This window comes from Candidatus Nitrotoga fabula (assembly GCF_905221025.1).
Lineage (GTDB): Bacteria > Pseudomonadota > Gammaproteobacteria > Burkholderiales > Gallionellaceae > Nitrotoga > Nitrotoga fabula.
In genome coordinates this window covers 57,331-72,066 of record NZ_CAJNBL010000005.1, presented here as the reverse complement: position 1 = coordinate 72,066, position 14,736 = coordinate 57,331, and the positions used below count along the sequence as shown (strand labels likewise).

The following is a 14,736-nucleotide window of genomic DNA, read 5'->3' as shown; positions in this document are numbered from 1 at the left end:
CGCTCTTCGCTGCCGGTGAATTGCAGCTTTAGGATACAAGCAATCCATGCTAGACGACATTAAAAAAGTACTTCCATTATTAACAGTCTGGTCCCCCGTCAGCGCATTGATATATATTCTGGCATATTGGTGCAGTTTTGATATAAACCCATTGATCTATATTAGTTTAAGCGATTTGCTTTCATATGGTGGGTATTCATCTGTTGTGGCATTTTGCATCATTTTATCATGTGCTGTTGTTGAGTTTCTTTCCCCAAAAAAACGGGAGATTGAAAAAGGTCATGAAAAAATAATACTAAAGCTTGCTTTGTTTTGGTTTTTCATTGGCGGTGTTGTGTCATTATATTTTGGACTGAAATACCCTCTTGCTGTAGTTGGATATTTTTTATCACTTATTCCAATTGGGAACATACTATCATCTAGTAAGTTCATGAAGGAGCAATTTAAAACAGCTGCATTGCGTTATGCTGTATGTCTATTACTATTTCCATCCCCAGCACTAATTTTATTTCTTGCTTTATCTGAAGCCCACAATATTAATGAAAAATCCTCATACATGGCAGTTACAATTGAAAATGTTACTGGAATGAAGAATGGAGAATATATTTTTTTGGGAAAGCTAGGGGACTCACTTTTTGTTTTGCCTGAAAATGGCACTGGCTTTATTGAGCTAAATCGCTCTGTAGTGCCAGTATTAAGATATAAAAAATTTAACAAATAGATCAAGTTATTTGTTACTGTTCACTGGGTTGCTTCGCCGCAATGCGGCTAAAACGCCCCTTCACAATATGCTAAGCGCCTTTAGCAAGGCACCTTGCCAGAAAGACTGGAAATATACTTTGTAGAACCTATCTCAAAATTAACTTGTGAGCTGTATGCCGTATAATTTCAGTCATGCTAAGGTTGAGCGATCAACATTGGGACCGCATCCGGAATCACTTTCCGGAAGAGGATATTGCTTCTGGTCGTGTTGGACGCAAACCCATCCCCGCACGCAAAATTCTCGAAGCCGTGCTCTGGATTCTTAATACGGGTGCCCAATGGCACATGCTGCCTCAGTGTTACCCGAATTACAAAACGGCTCATCGCCGCTTTCAACAGTGGTGTCGAAATGAAGTTCTGCGGGAGGTTATGACTGCTTTGGCAAACGCCCTGCGTGATGAAGGCGCCATTGATGAGTCGGAGTGTTTTATTGATGCCACCTTCGCATCGGCCAAGGGTGGGGGCGATGAAATTAGCCCGACAAAGCGCGGTAAGGGCCTGAAAATCATGGCAATAGTGGATCGCCATGGCCTGCCGTTGGCGGTAAGCACGCACGCCGCAAATCATCACGAAGTCACCTTAGTGCAGTTGAGTTTTGACTTCTATATGATAGAGGCAAAGCCTGAGAATCTGATTGGCGATCGTGCCTACGACAGCGACAAATTGGATGAAGAGTTGTGCGAGGATGGCATTGAGATGATCGCTCCACATAGAAGAAACCGGGTAAAACCCAAGACACAAGATGGTCGCCGCCTGCGTAGATATGAACGACGCTGGTTGGTCGAGCGCTTCTTTGCCTGGATTCAGTGGCAACGTCGTCTCCTTTGTCGACGGGAATACTATGCCGAGAATTTTCTCGGTTTCGTGCAGTTGGCAACTATCAGAATTCTACTTAGGTAATTTTGAGATAGGTTCTAGTCGTTTGGAATGGATATTCCTTAGTCTATTTCTGAAGGCTGTTATGAGCTTGTTAAATTATATTTTCTGCAACCAAGTACTGGTCAAACAAGCACCGTTATTCCTTAAATTAGTCGAGTTAAGGAAACTTCACATGATGGCTGATTTCATATTCAGAATGCCTGGGCTTCAAATTTATGACTGCTCAATTTGATCGGGTAATGTCAGGAAATTCGCAAATTGATATTATGAATAACCGACGTAGTCTACTTGAGTACATGGATAATGGAGTGGTTCATAAAATTTTTTGACCAGTGATCTTTATATTGACATGGTTGATAACCCTGTCATTATCGGTTTCGGATATTTTCTTTTACTATTTTCCAGAAATGATTACAGTGAAAAAATTACTCATTCTATTCATAGCAGGCATTACCGGGTGCTCCCAACATTATCACTCTGTTGCTTTGCCCAATAATCCGGAATGGATAGATTTGAGTCATAGTTATGACAGTGCTACTTTGTATTGGCCGAATAACATCAAAGGGTTTGAACACATCACTGAGGCGGAAGGCAATACGCCGTTTGGTTATTATTCTTCCTACAGATTCTGTACGCCTGAACATGGGGGTACGCATCTGGATGCACCGATTCATTTTGCGGAAAATAAATTAACGGTAGACCAGATTCCGCTCAGCAGTTTAACCGGCGAGGCGGTGATGATCGATGTATCGCATCATGTATTGGCCGATCGGGATTATCAGGTAGGCGTTCAGGATATTGAAAACTGGGAAAAAGACTACGGCAGGATTCCGGAAAACACGATCATACTTTTCAGAACCGGTTATGGGCAGTTTTACCCTGACCGGGAAAAATACTTCGGCACCCAGAAAACCGGTGCGGCAGCAATACCGGAATTGCATTTTCCCGGCATTTCTCCGGCCGCGACGCAGTGGCTGGTTGAAAATAGAAATATCAAAGCCTTGGGGCTGGATACCCCCAGCCTGGATTACGGCCAATCGCAAGAGTTTACAACGCATCGGATTTTACTGGGCCGAAACAAACCGGGTTTCGAAAATCTGGCCAATTTAGACCGACTGCCTGCCAAAGGCATTTATATTGTGGCTTTGCCTATGAAAATAGCAAAAAGTAGCGGTGCGCCGCTGCGGATAATCGCGACTTTGAAATCTTCATGAGGCCGGGATAGGTCGGGCATAGCCGACTGAATCTCCCGGGTTTTGAGGAGGTCTCTCTGAGAAGATGGGGTTATGAACAAATCAAAGATGCTTGTCCTGAAGTAAAGGAACGCGCAGCCCGTATGGTGCAAGAGTACAGTGGTGAGTATCCCTCTCTATGGGGGCACAGAATCGATTGCGCCCAGGATCAGCGTCAATAAAAACAAAAATGGATCAATGCGTTCGTGTTTTTGAAGAATCGGGGCTTTATCACGATCATTCAACAGTAAATGGATACCGTGATGGCAAAAATAAACAACCGCCCCAGAATAGAGATTTGGATGCCAGACGCCTAATCAGGTATTCTTCAAGCCAGGCGTTGCACTTCAGACTTGAACTCGCGGGAGGATTTATCATGAAGGCAGGAAAAAATAACAGTAATGAGGGTGCACAATCACATACATCAGGTCACGCACTGATCAAAAAAAATAAACATACGATTAAACCGCATGGAAGCGCTGCAACTTCCAGCATAAGCGGGGTACCAGAAAAGAACGCGATAAACCCTATACAACGCGGTAAGGAAGGATCAGGAAATTCTCTTGATGCAGATGAAGCCGTTGAGCAAGTTTCTGAGAGTGCTAATGTAAATGTAGACAATGAAGCGAGTTATGGCGCTTCAGCGAACAGACGTACATCTATAGAAGACTCGGAAGCAGGGACGGATAAAGAAGGATCAGGAAATTTTCCAGATAGTGATGGAGTCATCGAGCAGATTTCTGAGGGTGCCAATCTAAATGTCGAAAATGAAGTGGGTTATGGTTCTGCAGCGAGCAGACGTACCTCAATAGAAGACTCGGAAGTATAGATTGAAATGAATAATCGTTCATTTTTCTGGATTCAGGAAAACTCAACGGCCATCGATTAAAGCCAAGCCGGTTGAGTAGCCTTGGGTTTGGCGGAGGCTATTGGGTTTATGTGAATGGCCTTTAATGCGATGTTACTATTGGTTGTTATCGTTTAGGTTCAAAGGGGAAACCCCTTGGCGGAATTTAACCCCCAATTCCAATACCGAGTAGCCCTGCCTAACGTGATTCCCTGCGCAGTTTGTTCGCAGGTGTCGATTCTTTATAGTTGGCTGCTGTATTGATCGGCAGGAGTAAGTAGTGTAATGGTGCGTTTCTTTACAGGAGAACCTGCATTTTGAAAAGTCTTGCCCTGAACCAGTTGGGCCCCAAAGAATTTCCAGCGGGTGTGGTTAGTTTTGGTCTGTTGCTGCCCTGGGTTTCGGCACGGGATGGCAACCGGCTTTATGTAAAAATCATTCACGAGCATGACCAGTTCATCCAGTCGGTGCAGCCGCTTACCTTCGAGCTTCAGCATCGCATCGACCCGGAATACGGTGATGCCTGGTTCGGGACGGTTGATTTCAACGTTTCCCGGGATGTCCAGCCGGGCTCACGTTTCGGTTCGGCGGGGCGGCATGTGTACCGGTATGAACTGCACAACCCGAATTGCGGAATACTGGACTGGATTGTGGACCCATTTGCGCGGGAATACGCAGTTGGAAAGCTTTCTGCCTTCACGCTCGGCTACGTCCCGTATCGCTGGAGCCAGGCCGAGGCAAGCTGGAAAACCCCGGCATTGCATGACCTGATTCTGTATGAACTGAACCTTTCCGAATTCGGGGCGGGACTTCAAGGGGCCATGGATCGGCTGGATTATCTAGCGGACCTGGGTGTGAATGCATTGTCGGTCATGCCGGTGAGCAATGTTGCGCTGGAGGTGGACTGGGGATATCTGCCGCTGGGGTATTTGGGGGTGGATGAACGCTTTGGCCGGCGCGGGGATTTCCAGCATTTTGTGGATGCTGCGCACCAGCGCGGGCTGGCGGTGATCGTGGATGCGGTGTATGGCCATACCGCCGACAGCTTTCCTTACGCCGATGTTTACCGGCGCCTTCAGTACCGGGAAAACCCGTTCATGGGCCCGTTCGCCAAGGATTATTTTGGCGTCAGCACCGATTTCAACCGTGCCCTGACCCGCGACTTTTTTTTTACGGTAAACCGGCACTGGCTGGAGACCTATCATATTGACGGATTTCGTTACGACTGCGTGCCCAATTACTGGGATGGTGCAACGGGTATGGGGTATGCAAACCTGGTCTTCCATACCTATCAGTACGTCAAGGGAGAAATGGCCGGTTTTTCACGGTTTGATGCGCCGGACGGACCACGCCTGATTCAGATTGCGGAACAGCTGGAGGCTCCGGAGCAGGTTCTTGCAGAGAGCTACAGTAATGCCACCTGGCAGAATGCAACTTTTGCCGCTGCGGGTTCTTGCGCACAGGGTGCCGCCGGAGCAATTGAAAATCTCGGCATGCGCTTTGGCGCGCTGGGTTACATTGGCCAGGCGACCCATAACGGGGAGGTTTTGTCCAAGGCTCCTTTGCAATATATTGAAAACCATGATCATAGCCGCTTCCTGTGCAAATTTGGCCTTCGCCAGCCTGACTGGAATCCGTTGTTCGCGGAAGGCGAGCGTGCGCACTGGTACAGGATGCAGCCGTACCTGATCGGCCTGCTCTGTGCAAAGGGCATCCCGATGCTCTGGCAGGGGCAGGAATTCGGAGAAAATTATTTTCTTCCCGAGGATGGCCTTGGACGGGTGATGCTCCTCCGGCCATTGCGCTGGGATTATTTCTATGACGAAGTCGGAAAAAGCCTTATCTGGTTGGTGCGCAGACTGATCAGCCTGCGCAGGAACTGCGAGGAGTTTCGCCGCGGGCAGCATTATTTTTTCAATGATTATGAGCGTTACCTGTCGCGCGGCCTGTTATTGTTCGAGCGCAGGACGGAAACGAAAACGAGCCTGGTTGCCTTGAATTTCACGGACGCCGAACAGCATGTGCCGTTCCGGTTTGAGCGTGGCGGTCGTTATATGGAACAATTGCACGGACAGGATAATTTTGTCATCGGGGGATCGCAGGAGCGATGGTTGAGCATTCCATCCAATTACGGGCGGGTCTGGCGCAATGTCATATAGTCTTTACCTGCAAAAACCGGGTGCGGAGAGGATGAGCGCCTGCACCCTGCACGTTGATTTTTAGTTTTCAAAAGTCATATTGTTACGCGACCCCATGATTTCGGCTTCCCGGTTGCTCATACTGCTGGCTTTGGTATTGAGCGTGTCCGGATGCGCCGTATATACCGTTGCTGATACTGCGGTTACGGTTGTTGCCACGGGGGTCAAGGTTACTGCCAAGGCCGTCGGGGCGGTTGCGGATGCGGTGATTCCTGATGGTGACGAGGATAAGGAGGAGCAGGATTGAGAACCTGTACGGTTTTTTTCATTGTCCTGGAAAGAAAAAAGCGGCCTCTTGGCCGCTTTTTTCGTTCATGCCGGTTGTCTCAATTACTTGATGATGGCTTTCAGCTCGCCTTTGGTATAACGGATGGACATCGCATCCAGCGAGATCGGCTTGATCTTGGAAGCCTGGCCGGCAGAGCCGAAGGCTTCGTAACGGGCCTTGCAGATTTCCTTCATTGCAACGGTGGAATCGGCCAGGAATTTGCGCGGGTCGAAGTTCTTCGGGTTTTGCGCGAGGTGGCGGCGGATCGCGCCGGTGGAGGCCATGCGCAGGTCGGTGTCGATGTTTACCTTGCGCACGCCGTGCTTGATGCCCTCAACGATTTCTGAAACCGGCACGCCGTAGGTTTCTCCCATGTCGCCGCCATACTGGTCGATGATCTTCAGCCATTCCTGCGGAACCGAAGAAGAGCCGTGCATGACCAGGTGGGTGTTTGGAATGCGGGCGTGGATCGCCTTGACCCGGTCAATGGCCAGGATGTCGCCGGTAGGCGGGCGGGTGAACTTGTATGCGCCGTGAGAGGTTCCGATGGCGATTGCCAGCGCATCCACGCCGGTTTTCGCGACGAAGTCGGCGGCTTCTTCCGGATCGGTCAGCAGCTGGGAGTGGTCGAGCTTGCCTTCTGCGCCCTGACCGTCTTCCTGTTCGCCCATGCCGGTCTCCAGAGAGCCCAGGCAGCCGAGTTCACCTTCAACGGATACGCCCACTGCATGGGAAATTTCCACGACCTTGCGCGTGACTTCGACGTTGTATTCATAGGAAGAGGGGGTCTTGGCGTCCTCTTTTAGGGAGCCGTCCATCATCACGCTGGAAAATCCGGAACGGATGGCGTTGATGCATACTGCAGGAGAGGCTCCGTGATCCTGGTGCATGACAACCGGGATGTGCGGGTAGGTTTCTACGGCAGCCTGGATCAGGTGGCGCAGGAACGCCTCGCCTGCATATTTGCGGGCGCCGGCGGAGCCCTGCATGATTACGGGGCTGTTGGTTTCATCCGCGGCCTCCATGATTGCCTTGACCTGCTCCAGATTGTTGACGTTGAATGCGGGCAGTCCGTACCCGTTTTCGGCTGCATGATCCAGCAGCTGGCGTAATGAAACAAGAGCCATTTTTTTCTCCTAACAGATTAAAGTTATCCAACAAAATCTAAACGTGCAACCGGGCAGTGTAAGGGCAAACCCGCCTGTATTTCAACTCTTCAGTTTTTCTTGTGATCGCCTACCCGTACGATCTTCATGGTATTGGTGTGTCCTGCCTTGCCTACGGCTTCGCCGATGGTCATCACAATCATGTCTCCTTCCTGCACCAGCCCCAGGCGCACCAGCTCATCTTCCGCCGCGCGCAATTCCACCGATGGGATATCGGAGGTGATGTCGAACGAGATTGGATGCACGCCGCTGAACAGGGTCACCTTGCTCAGGGTGGATTCTGTCGGTGTCAGCGCAAAGATGGGTACCCGCGCATTCATGCGCGACATCCACAGCGTCGTCGAGCCGGATTGCGTAAGCGCGACAATCGCCTTGACATTGAAGTGCGAGGCTGCATAAAGCGCGGACATGGCGATGGACTGGTCAATGCGCGAGAATTTCTTCAGGTGCTGACGGTGGCTGGTTTCGTTGTCCTCCATCTCGTTTTCCGCCTTGATGCAGATGCGTGCCATGGACTTGACCGTTTCGATCGGGTAATCGCCCACTGCGGTTTCCGCAGACAGCATGACGGCATCGGTTCCATCCAGCACAGCGTTGGCTACATCGGAAACTTCCGCGCGGGTAGGGATCGGATTGGTGATCATGGATTCCATCATCTGGGTGGCGGTGACCACCAGCTTGTTTTTTGCGCGCGCCATGCGGATCATGCGTTTTTGCAGGCCGGGTACGGCCGCATCTCCGACTTCCACCGAAAGGTCGCCGCGGGCAACCATGATCGCATCGGATGCATCGATGATTTCGTCCAGCACGCCGATGGCTTCGGCGCGCTCGATTTTTGCCATCAGCAGGCTTTTTCCGCCAGCCTCGTGCATCAACCTGCGCGCAAGTTTCATGTCTTCTGCCGAGCGCGGGAAGGAAACTGCCAGATAATCTGCCTGGATGAGGGCGGCAGTCTTGATGTCCTTTTTATCCTTGTCGGTCAGCGCGGGCGCAGTCAGGCCGCCGCCCTTGCGGTTGATCCCCTTGTTGTTGGACAGAATGCCGCCGCACACCACTTTGCAGATCACTTGCGCGCCCTTGACCTCGATCACGTCGAATTCCAGCATACCGTCGTTCAGAAGCAGCACGGAACCCTTGCTGACATCTTTGGGCAGATCCTTGTAGTCGAGGCCGACACGCTCCTGGTTGCCGAGCCCGGTCCATTCCGCGTCCAGGATAAATGTGTCACCCTGCTTGAGCATGATCTTGTCATTCTCGATTTTGCCCACACGGATCTTTGGACCCTGCAGGTCGGCCAGGATACCTACAATGCGGCCGCATGCAGCCGCTGCTGCGCGCACTTTTTCCACCCGGGCCACATGGTCCTTTGCGGAACCGTGGGAAAAGTTCATGCGCACCACATCCACGCCGGCCTGTATCATTTTTTCCAGCACTTTCTGGTCGCTGGAGGCGGGTCCAAGGGTGGCAACGATCTTGGTTCTGCGTAACATAAATTTCTCGTTTTGTTTACTGTGCGGCACGTTGCTCAAGAATTTCTACCGCGGGCAATTTCTTTCCTTCAAGAAACTCCAGGAATGCTCCGCCTCCCGTGGAAATATAGCTTACCTGGCTGCCGATCCCGTATTTTGCAATCGCTGCCAGCGTGTCTCCGCCGCCGGCTATGGAAAATGCGGGACTTTCCGCAATGGCCATGCCTAGGGTCCGGGTGCCTGCGCCAAACTGGTCAAACTCGAACACCCCGACCGGGCCGTTCCAGACTATGGTGCCGGCTTTTTTCAGGTAGTCTGCATAGGTCCGGGCGGTTTCGGGGCCGATATCGAAAATCATGTCGTCATCGCTGATGTCTGCAACCTTCTTGATGACGGCCGGCTCGTTCGCATCGAATTTTTTGCCGACAACCACATCAGTCGGAACCGGAATGGAGCCGCCCTTGGCCTTGGCAGCCTGGATCAGTTGTTGTGCTTCGGCTACCAGGTCGGCTTCATACAGGGATTTACCGACGTTGTATCCTGCCGCCTTGATGAAGGTATTGGCTATGCCTCCGCCTACGATCAGCTGATCCACAATATGGGACAGTGATTCCAGGACGGTCAGCTTGGTTGAAACCTTGGAACCTCCGACAATGGCGATCAGCGGGTGTGCGGGGCTTTGCAGGGCCTTGCCCAGAGCATCCAGCTCCGCTGCCAGCAGCGGACCGGCGCATGCGACGGGCGCGTATTTCGCCACCCCGTGGGTGGAAGCCTGCGCGCGATGAGCGGTGCCAAAAGCATCCATGGCAAAGATGTCGCACAATCTGGCCATTTTCTGGGACAGCTCGTCGCTGTTCTTTCCTTCGCCTTGGTTGAAGCGCACGTTTTCAAACAGCACGACTTCCCCGTCGGCCACGCTGAAGTTACCATCCAGCCAGTCACGGATTACCCGGACTTCCTGGCCCAGCAGCCTGGACAGGCAATCGGCCACGGGTTTCAGGGAATCGGCTTCGGAGTACACGCCTTCTTCGGGACGGCCGAGGTGGGACATCAGCATTACCTTGGCACCTGCATCTGCGGCATGCCGGATGGTGGGAAGGCTGGCCCGGATGCGGGTATCGTCGGTGACCGTACCGTCATCGGCCTGGGGAACGTTCAAATCTTCGCGGATCAGGAGGCGTTTGCCCTTGAGATCCAGATCAGTCATTTTGATTACGGACAATTCTTTCTCCAATGAATCATTTGGGGGATGTACATGAGCCCTCGCAGGGCGGAAACTCCGCCCTGCGGACAGGTTTATCAGGCGATCACGCCGACCATTTCCAGTACCTTGCTGGAGTAGCCCCACTCGTTGTCATACCATGACACGACCTTGATGAAGGTGCTGTCGAGAGCCATGCCACCCTCTGCATCGAAAACCGAGGTGCAGCTTTCGCCACGGAAATCGGTGGAAACCACTTTGGCATCGGTATAGCCAAGGATGCCTTTCATGGAACCTTCGGAGGCTGCCTTCATGGCAGCGCAGATTTCATCGTAGGTTGCCGGCTTGACCAGTTCTGCAGTGAGGTCAACCACGGATACATCCGATGTGGGCACGCGGAAAGCCATTCCGGTCAGTTTCTTGTTCAGTTCGGGAATGACGACGCCCACAGCCTTGGCTGCCCCGGTGGAAGAGGGAATGATGTTTTCAAGGATACCGCGTCCCCCGCGCCAGTCCTTGTTGGAAGGACTGTCCACGGTCTTCTGGGTGGCGGTGGCGGCATGTATTGTGGTCATGAGTCCGCGCTTGATGCCGAAAGTGTCGTGCAGTACCTTCGCAACAGGGGCAAGACAGTTTGTCGTGCAGGAAGCGTTGGAAATGATCGGCTGGTTTGCGTAAGTGGTGTGATTGACGCCATATACGAACATGGGGGTGTCATCCTTGGAAGGCGCGGACATGATAACTTTCTTGGCGCCGGCGGCAAGGTGTTTTTCGCAGGTTTCCTTGGTGAGGAAAAGACCAGTGGATTCGACGACAACATCTGCACCCACTTCATTCCACTTGAGTTCGGCAGGGTCCTTGATGGCGGTCAGGCGGATTTTCTTTCCATTAACAACCAGGGTATTTCCTTCAACCGAGACGGTTCCGTCAAAGCGGCCATGCACCGAGTCATAGGTCAGCATATAGGCGAGATACTCGGGTTCGAGCAGGTCGTTGATGCCCACGATCTCGATGTTCTTGAAATTTTTTACCGCCGAACGGAAAACCATGCGGCCGATCCGGCCAAATCCATTGATACCCACTTTGATAGTCATGCTTCTTTCTCCTGGTTTTAAGAACTAAAATATTGCCAACTCAGATCTATGCCTTGACATTACAGCCAGCTTGATAAAAAACCCTGCATTTTCCACAGTGCCGTGCATCCAATATCCGGATGGCAGGGCAGTTTTACCGGACATCGCGTGATCTTGCCCCGGGCATTCAGGTTGGCAGGAATGGAGGCATTTATTCAGTGGGCTCGCAGTTTGCACCGGCATTGGGTTGCATCACGCAAGCAGGATTTGCCTCGCGATCCGGTGGCAGGGTGATAATGGACACGCCTGCTGCCTGATCCTGAAAATTCCCCGGCATGGCGACTGCTGTGTTCTTTGCGTAGTGCCATCTTCATAAATTCTGCGCAGTACTCATTCAAGTGTGGGCAATGCTTGTACAGGGCCGATGTCATTTGCAAAAGCGGTTGCAATGTAAAGAATTGGACAGTGATGACTGGTCAAAATCTTCGTCGTCTATGCTGCAATCGATCAGCAGGCTGAAATTCAGCGTTGTGCAAAAAAGCAGGCCAGCAATACTGAGTGCCCGGATCTTCCGGAAGCCGCCCTCCAAGCTCAGGACGGCCTCTGGAAATTTTATAAAATGCCTTTTACCGTATTTACCACGTTTTCAGTGGTAAAGCCGAAATGCTTGAATAGTTCGCCTGCCGGGGCGGATTCGCCGAATACGTTCATGCCGATCACGGCGCCGTCCAGGCCGACATATTTGTGCCAGAAATCTGTCACGCCGGCCTCAACCGCCACGCGCCGGATGCCTGCAGGCAACACATGGGCGCGGTATGTGGCATCCTGCCGGTCAAAGACGTTGGTGGATGGCATGGAAACCACACGTACATGAATGCCTTCCTGCGCCAGAGCTTTCTGCGCATCCATTGCCAGACCGACCTCGGAACCGGTTGCAATGAGGATAGCTTTGGGTTGGCCATTGGCTGCTTCCGACAGGATGTATCCACCCTTGCGGATATCGGCAATCTGGGCGATGTCGCGTTTCTGGAATGCCAGGTTCTGGCGGCTGAAAATCAGGCTGGACGGTCCGGTTTTGCGTTCAACCGCGGCAACCCAGGAAACGGCCGATTCGACGGTATCGCAGGGACGCCAGACATCCATGTTTGGAATGTAGCGGAGCGTGGCAGTCTGCTCGACTGGCTGGTGAGTCGGGCCGTCTTCCCCCAAGCCGATGGAGTCGTGCGTGTATACGAAAATGACGCGCTGTTTCATCAGGGCGGCCATACGCAGTGCATTGCGCGCATATTCCGAGAACATCAGGAATGTGCCGCCGAACGGCAGCAACCCGCCATGCAGTGCTACGCCGTTCATGATCGCGGACATGCCGAATTCGCGAACCCCGTAGCTGATGTAATTGCCGGTTGATTTTCCATGGATGTGTCTGGCGCCGGTCCAGTTGGTCAGGTTGGATCCGGTCAGGTCGGCTGAACCGCCCAGAAATTCCGGCAGCGCGGTAGCCAGCCCGTTAATGGCGTTCTGTGAAGCCTTGCGCGAAGCAATTGACTCCGACTTCTCGTTGGTTTTGGCGATCAGGTCCGCAACATGCTGCTCCCAGCCTTCCGGCAGATCGCCCCTCATGCGCCGTTCAAATTCAGCCGCTTCCTGGGGATATGCCTTGCTGTATTCTGCAAATTTGTTTTGCCAGAGCTTTTCCAGTCCTTCTCCCTTGGTGCGTGCGTTCCATGCCTGGTAGACATGCGCCGGAATTTCGAATGGCGGGTACTTCCAGCCGATATGTTCGCGTGTGGCGGCGATTTCCGCATCTCCAAGCGCCGCACCGTGCACGTCATGGGTGCCGGCCTTGTTTGGCGAACCTGCGCCGATGATGGTTTTGCAGCAGATCAGGGTGGGCTTGTCGGTCACTGCCTTGGCGGCCAGGATAGCTTCATTGATTGCTTCAGGATCGTGGCCTTCCACGTCAGCGATTACGTGCCATCCGTAAGCCTCGAAGCGTTTCGGGGTATCGTCGGTAAACCAGTCTTCCACGTGACCGTCAATGGAAATGCCATTATCGTCCCAGAAAGCGATCAGCTTTCCCAGCCCCCATGTTCCTGCCAGCGCGCAGGATTCGTGTGAAATACCTTCCATCATGCAGCCGTCGCCAAGGAAAACGTAGGTGTAATGGTTGACGATCTCATGGTCGGGGCGGTTGAATTCTGCGGCCAGCAGCTTTTCGGCGAGCGCAAAGCCGACTGCATTGGTAATGCCTTGTCCCAGCGGGCCGGTCGTGGTTTCCACTCCTGCGGTATAGCCGTACTCGGGGTGTCCCGGAGTCATGGAGTGCATCTGGCGGAAGCGTTTCAGTTCATCCATGGGCAGATCGTAACCGCTCAGGTGCAGCAGTGCATAAATCAGCATCGATCCATGGCCGTTGGAAAACACGAACCGGTCGCGGTCCGCCCACTTCGGGTTGGCCGGGTTGTGGCGAAGGTGGTTGATCCATAGCACTTCGGCGATTTCTGCCATGCCCATAGGGGCACCAGGATGTCCGGAGTTGGCTTTTTGCACTGCATCCATTGCCAAAGCGCGGATCGCTCCAGTTATGTCATTAAACTTGGGTGGGTGTACCTTACGCGCCGCAGCCATTTTTTACTAGCCTCCTAAACATCTCTAGAATGAATTGATTTTCGTTGTAACAGACAGAAACAGTTGGTAATTATGCCGTACTGCCCTGTTTTGGGCAACAGGAGAAAATGACCGAAGTCCGGGTTGCCGGCTGTAAAAACCGGATCCGGCATTGCAGGTCGGACATTGCAGCGGGATAAGCGGGTGGTGTATTGTCCTGAGCGGAGGGGTCCGGCAGGGCTAAATAAAATCTCCCCATAGGGTTTGCAGGGAAGTGATGCCTGCCAGTGCGGCGGTTTCTGTGCGCAGTACGCGCGGGCCCATGCGAACCGGAATGAGGCCTGCCCGGATGGCAAGCTGCATTTCTTCCTCGCTGAAACCGCCTTCCGGCCCAGTTAGCAGGGTGATGGGTTCATTCGGCACAGGCTGCTCATGCAGGGTGGTTGCAGCTTCCGGGGAGAGAATAAATTTTCTGCCTGGCATCTCCCCGACAGCGGCAAGCCAGACGCCGAATTCCTGTGGGGAATGTATGCGGGGGAGCCTGTTCCTGCCGCATTGTTCACAGGCGGAAATGGCGATGTCATGCCAGTGCCGGGTGCGTTTTTCCCCACGCTCGCCATCCAGCCGGGTCGTGCTGCGGCGGGTTTGCAGGGGTTGTATTTCAGCAGCCCCGAGCTCGGTGGCTTTTTGAATGATCCAGTCCATTTTTTCGGTGCTGCACAGCGCCTGTGCCAGGATCAGGGTCAATGGAGATTCGCGGTTGATCATGCAGCTTTGGATTTGATCCAGCACGACCCGTTTACCGTCAATCCGGTAGATGCTGCCATGAAGTTCTGTGCCATCCCCGTCGAATACACTGACCCTGTCATGAACGCGCAGGCGCAGTACCCGGATGGCGTGATGTGCGGCAGATGGTGGCAGTTCAAGGGTAGGGCCCGCATGCAGCGGCGGGGGGCAATAAAAGCGGGGCAGATTCATGTTGGAATTATAGTGTACGTGACATATTCATGGACAGTGGCATATCGACCGGGATG

13 protein-coding genes are annotated in these 14,736 nt (G+C 52.6%); 6 read left to right on the top strand and 7 right to left on the bottom strand.

Annotated features, from left to right (window positions below; translation table 11 throughout):
* Positions 1-46 precede the first annotated feature (46 nt).
* The 6 genes from KJA68_RS01245 to KJA68_RS01220 all read left to right on the top strand — a co-directional run bounded on the left by KJA68_RS01245 (position 47) and on the right by KJA68_RS01220 (position 6,165).
* Positions 47-721, top strand: coding sequence for a hypothetical protein (locus KJA68_RS01245; RefSeq protein WP_213035103.1), 675 nt, complete (start codon positions 47-49; stop codon positions 719-721).
* Between the two features lie 173 nt (positions 722-894).
* Positions 895-1,662, top strand: a complete 768-nt coding sequence (locus KJA68_RS01240) for an IS5 family transposase (RefSeq protein ID WP_213035102.1) — start codon at positions 895-897, stop codon at positions 1,660-1,662.
* Between the two features lie 491 nt (positions 1,663-2,153).
* A complete protein-coding gene (locus KJA68_RS01235) occupies positions 2,154-2,855 on the top strand; it encodes a cyclase family protein (RefSeq protein ID WP_213035101.1) in 702 nt (233 codons plus the stop codon).
* Between the two features lie 157 nt (positions 2,856-3,012).
* Positions 3,013-3,702, top strand: coding sequence for a hypothetical protein (locus KJA68_RS01230; protein WP_213035271.1), 690 nt, complete (start codon positions 3,013-3,015; stop codon positions 3,700-3,702).
* 335 nt (positions 3,703-4,037) lie between these two features.
* Positions 4,038-5,879: an alpha-amylase family glycosyl hydrolase gene (locus tag KJA68_RS01225; RefSeq protein WP_213035100.1), complete on the top strand. Its 1,842-nt coding sequence runs from the start codon at positions 4,038-4,040 to the stop codon at positions 5,877-5,879.
* A gap of 94 nt (positions 5,880-5,973) precedes the next feature.
* The gene (locus KJA68_RS01220) at positions 5,974-6,165 is read left to right on the top strand and encodes an NF038104 family lipoprotein (RefSeq protein WP_213035099.1); all 192 of its coding nucleotides are present in this window, start codon (positions 5,974-5,976) and stop codon (positions 6,163-6,165) included.
* An 83-nt stretch (positions 6,166-6,248) separates the two neighbouring features.
* Here the strand turns inward: KJA68_RS01220 and fba are convergent, their stop codons facing one another.
* The 7 genes from fba to KJA68_RS01190 form a co-directional block, all read right to left on the bottom strand.
* The gene (gene fba, locus KJA68_RS01215; protein ID WP_213035098.1) at positions 6,249-7,313 is read right to left on the bottom strand and encodes a class II fructose-bisphosphate aldolase; all 1,065 of its coding nucleotides are present in this window, start codon (positions 7,311-7,313) and stop codon (positions 6,249-6,251) included.
* Positions 7,314-7,402: 89 nt separating this feature from the next.
* The gene (gene pyk / locus KJA68_RS01210) at positions 7,403-8,842 is read right to left on the bottom strand and encodes a pyruvate kinase (protein WP_213035255.1); all 1,440 of its coding nucleotides are present in this window, start codon (positions 8,840-8,842) and stop codon (positions 7,403-7,405) included.
* A 16-nt stretch (positions 8,843-8,858) separates the two neighbouring features.
* Complete coding sequence (locus tag KJA68_RS01205) at positions 8,859-10,043, bottom strand: phosphoglycerate kinase (protein WP_213035097.1); 1,185 nt, start codon at positions 10,041-10,043, stop codon at positions 8,859-8,861.
* A 77-nt stretch (positions 10,044-10,120) separates the two neighbouring features.
* Positions 10,121-11,116 (bottom strand): type I glyceraldehyde-3-phosphate dehydrogenase, encoded by a 996-nt coding sequence (gene gap / locus KJA68_RS01200; protein WP_213035096.1) that lies wholly within the window; start codon positions 11,114-11,116, stop codon positions 10,121-10,123.
* A 190-nt stretch (positions 11,117-11,306) separates the two neighbouring features.
* The gene (locus KJA68_RS10960) at positions 11,307-11,432 is read right to left on the bottom strand and encodes a hypothetical protein (RefSeq protein ID WP_281412121.1); all 126 of its coding nucleotides are present in this window, start codon (positions 11,430-11,432) and stop codon (positions 11,307-11,309) included.
* 275 nt (positions 11,433-11,707) lie between these two features.
* A complete protein-coding gene (tkt, locus tag KJA68_RS01195; RefSeq protein ID WP_213035095.1) occupies positions 11,708-13,723 on the bottom strand; it encodes a transketolase in 2,016 nt (671 codons plus the stop codon).
* Between the two features lie 219 nt (positions 13,724-13,942).
* The gene (locus tag KJA68_RS01190) at positions 13,943-14,680 is read right to left on the bottom strand and encodes a 16S rRNA (uracil(1498)-N(3))-methyltransferase (RefSeq protein WP_213035094.1); all 738 of its coding nucleotides are present in this window, start codon (positions 14,678-14,680) and stop codon (positions 13,943-13,945) included.
* Positions 14,681-14,736 lie beyond the last annotated feature (56 nt).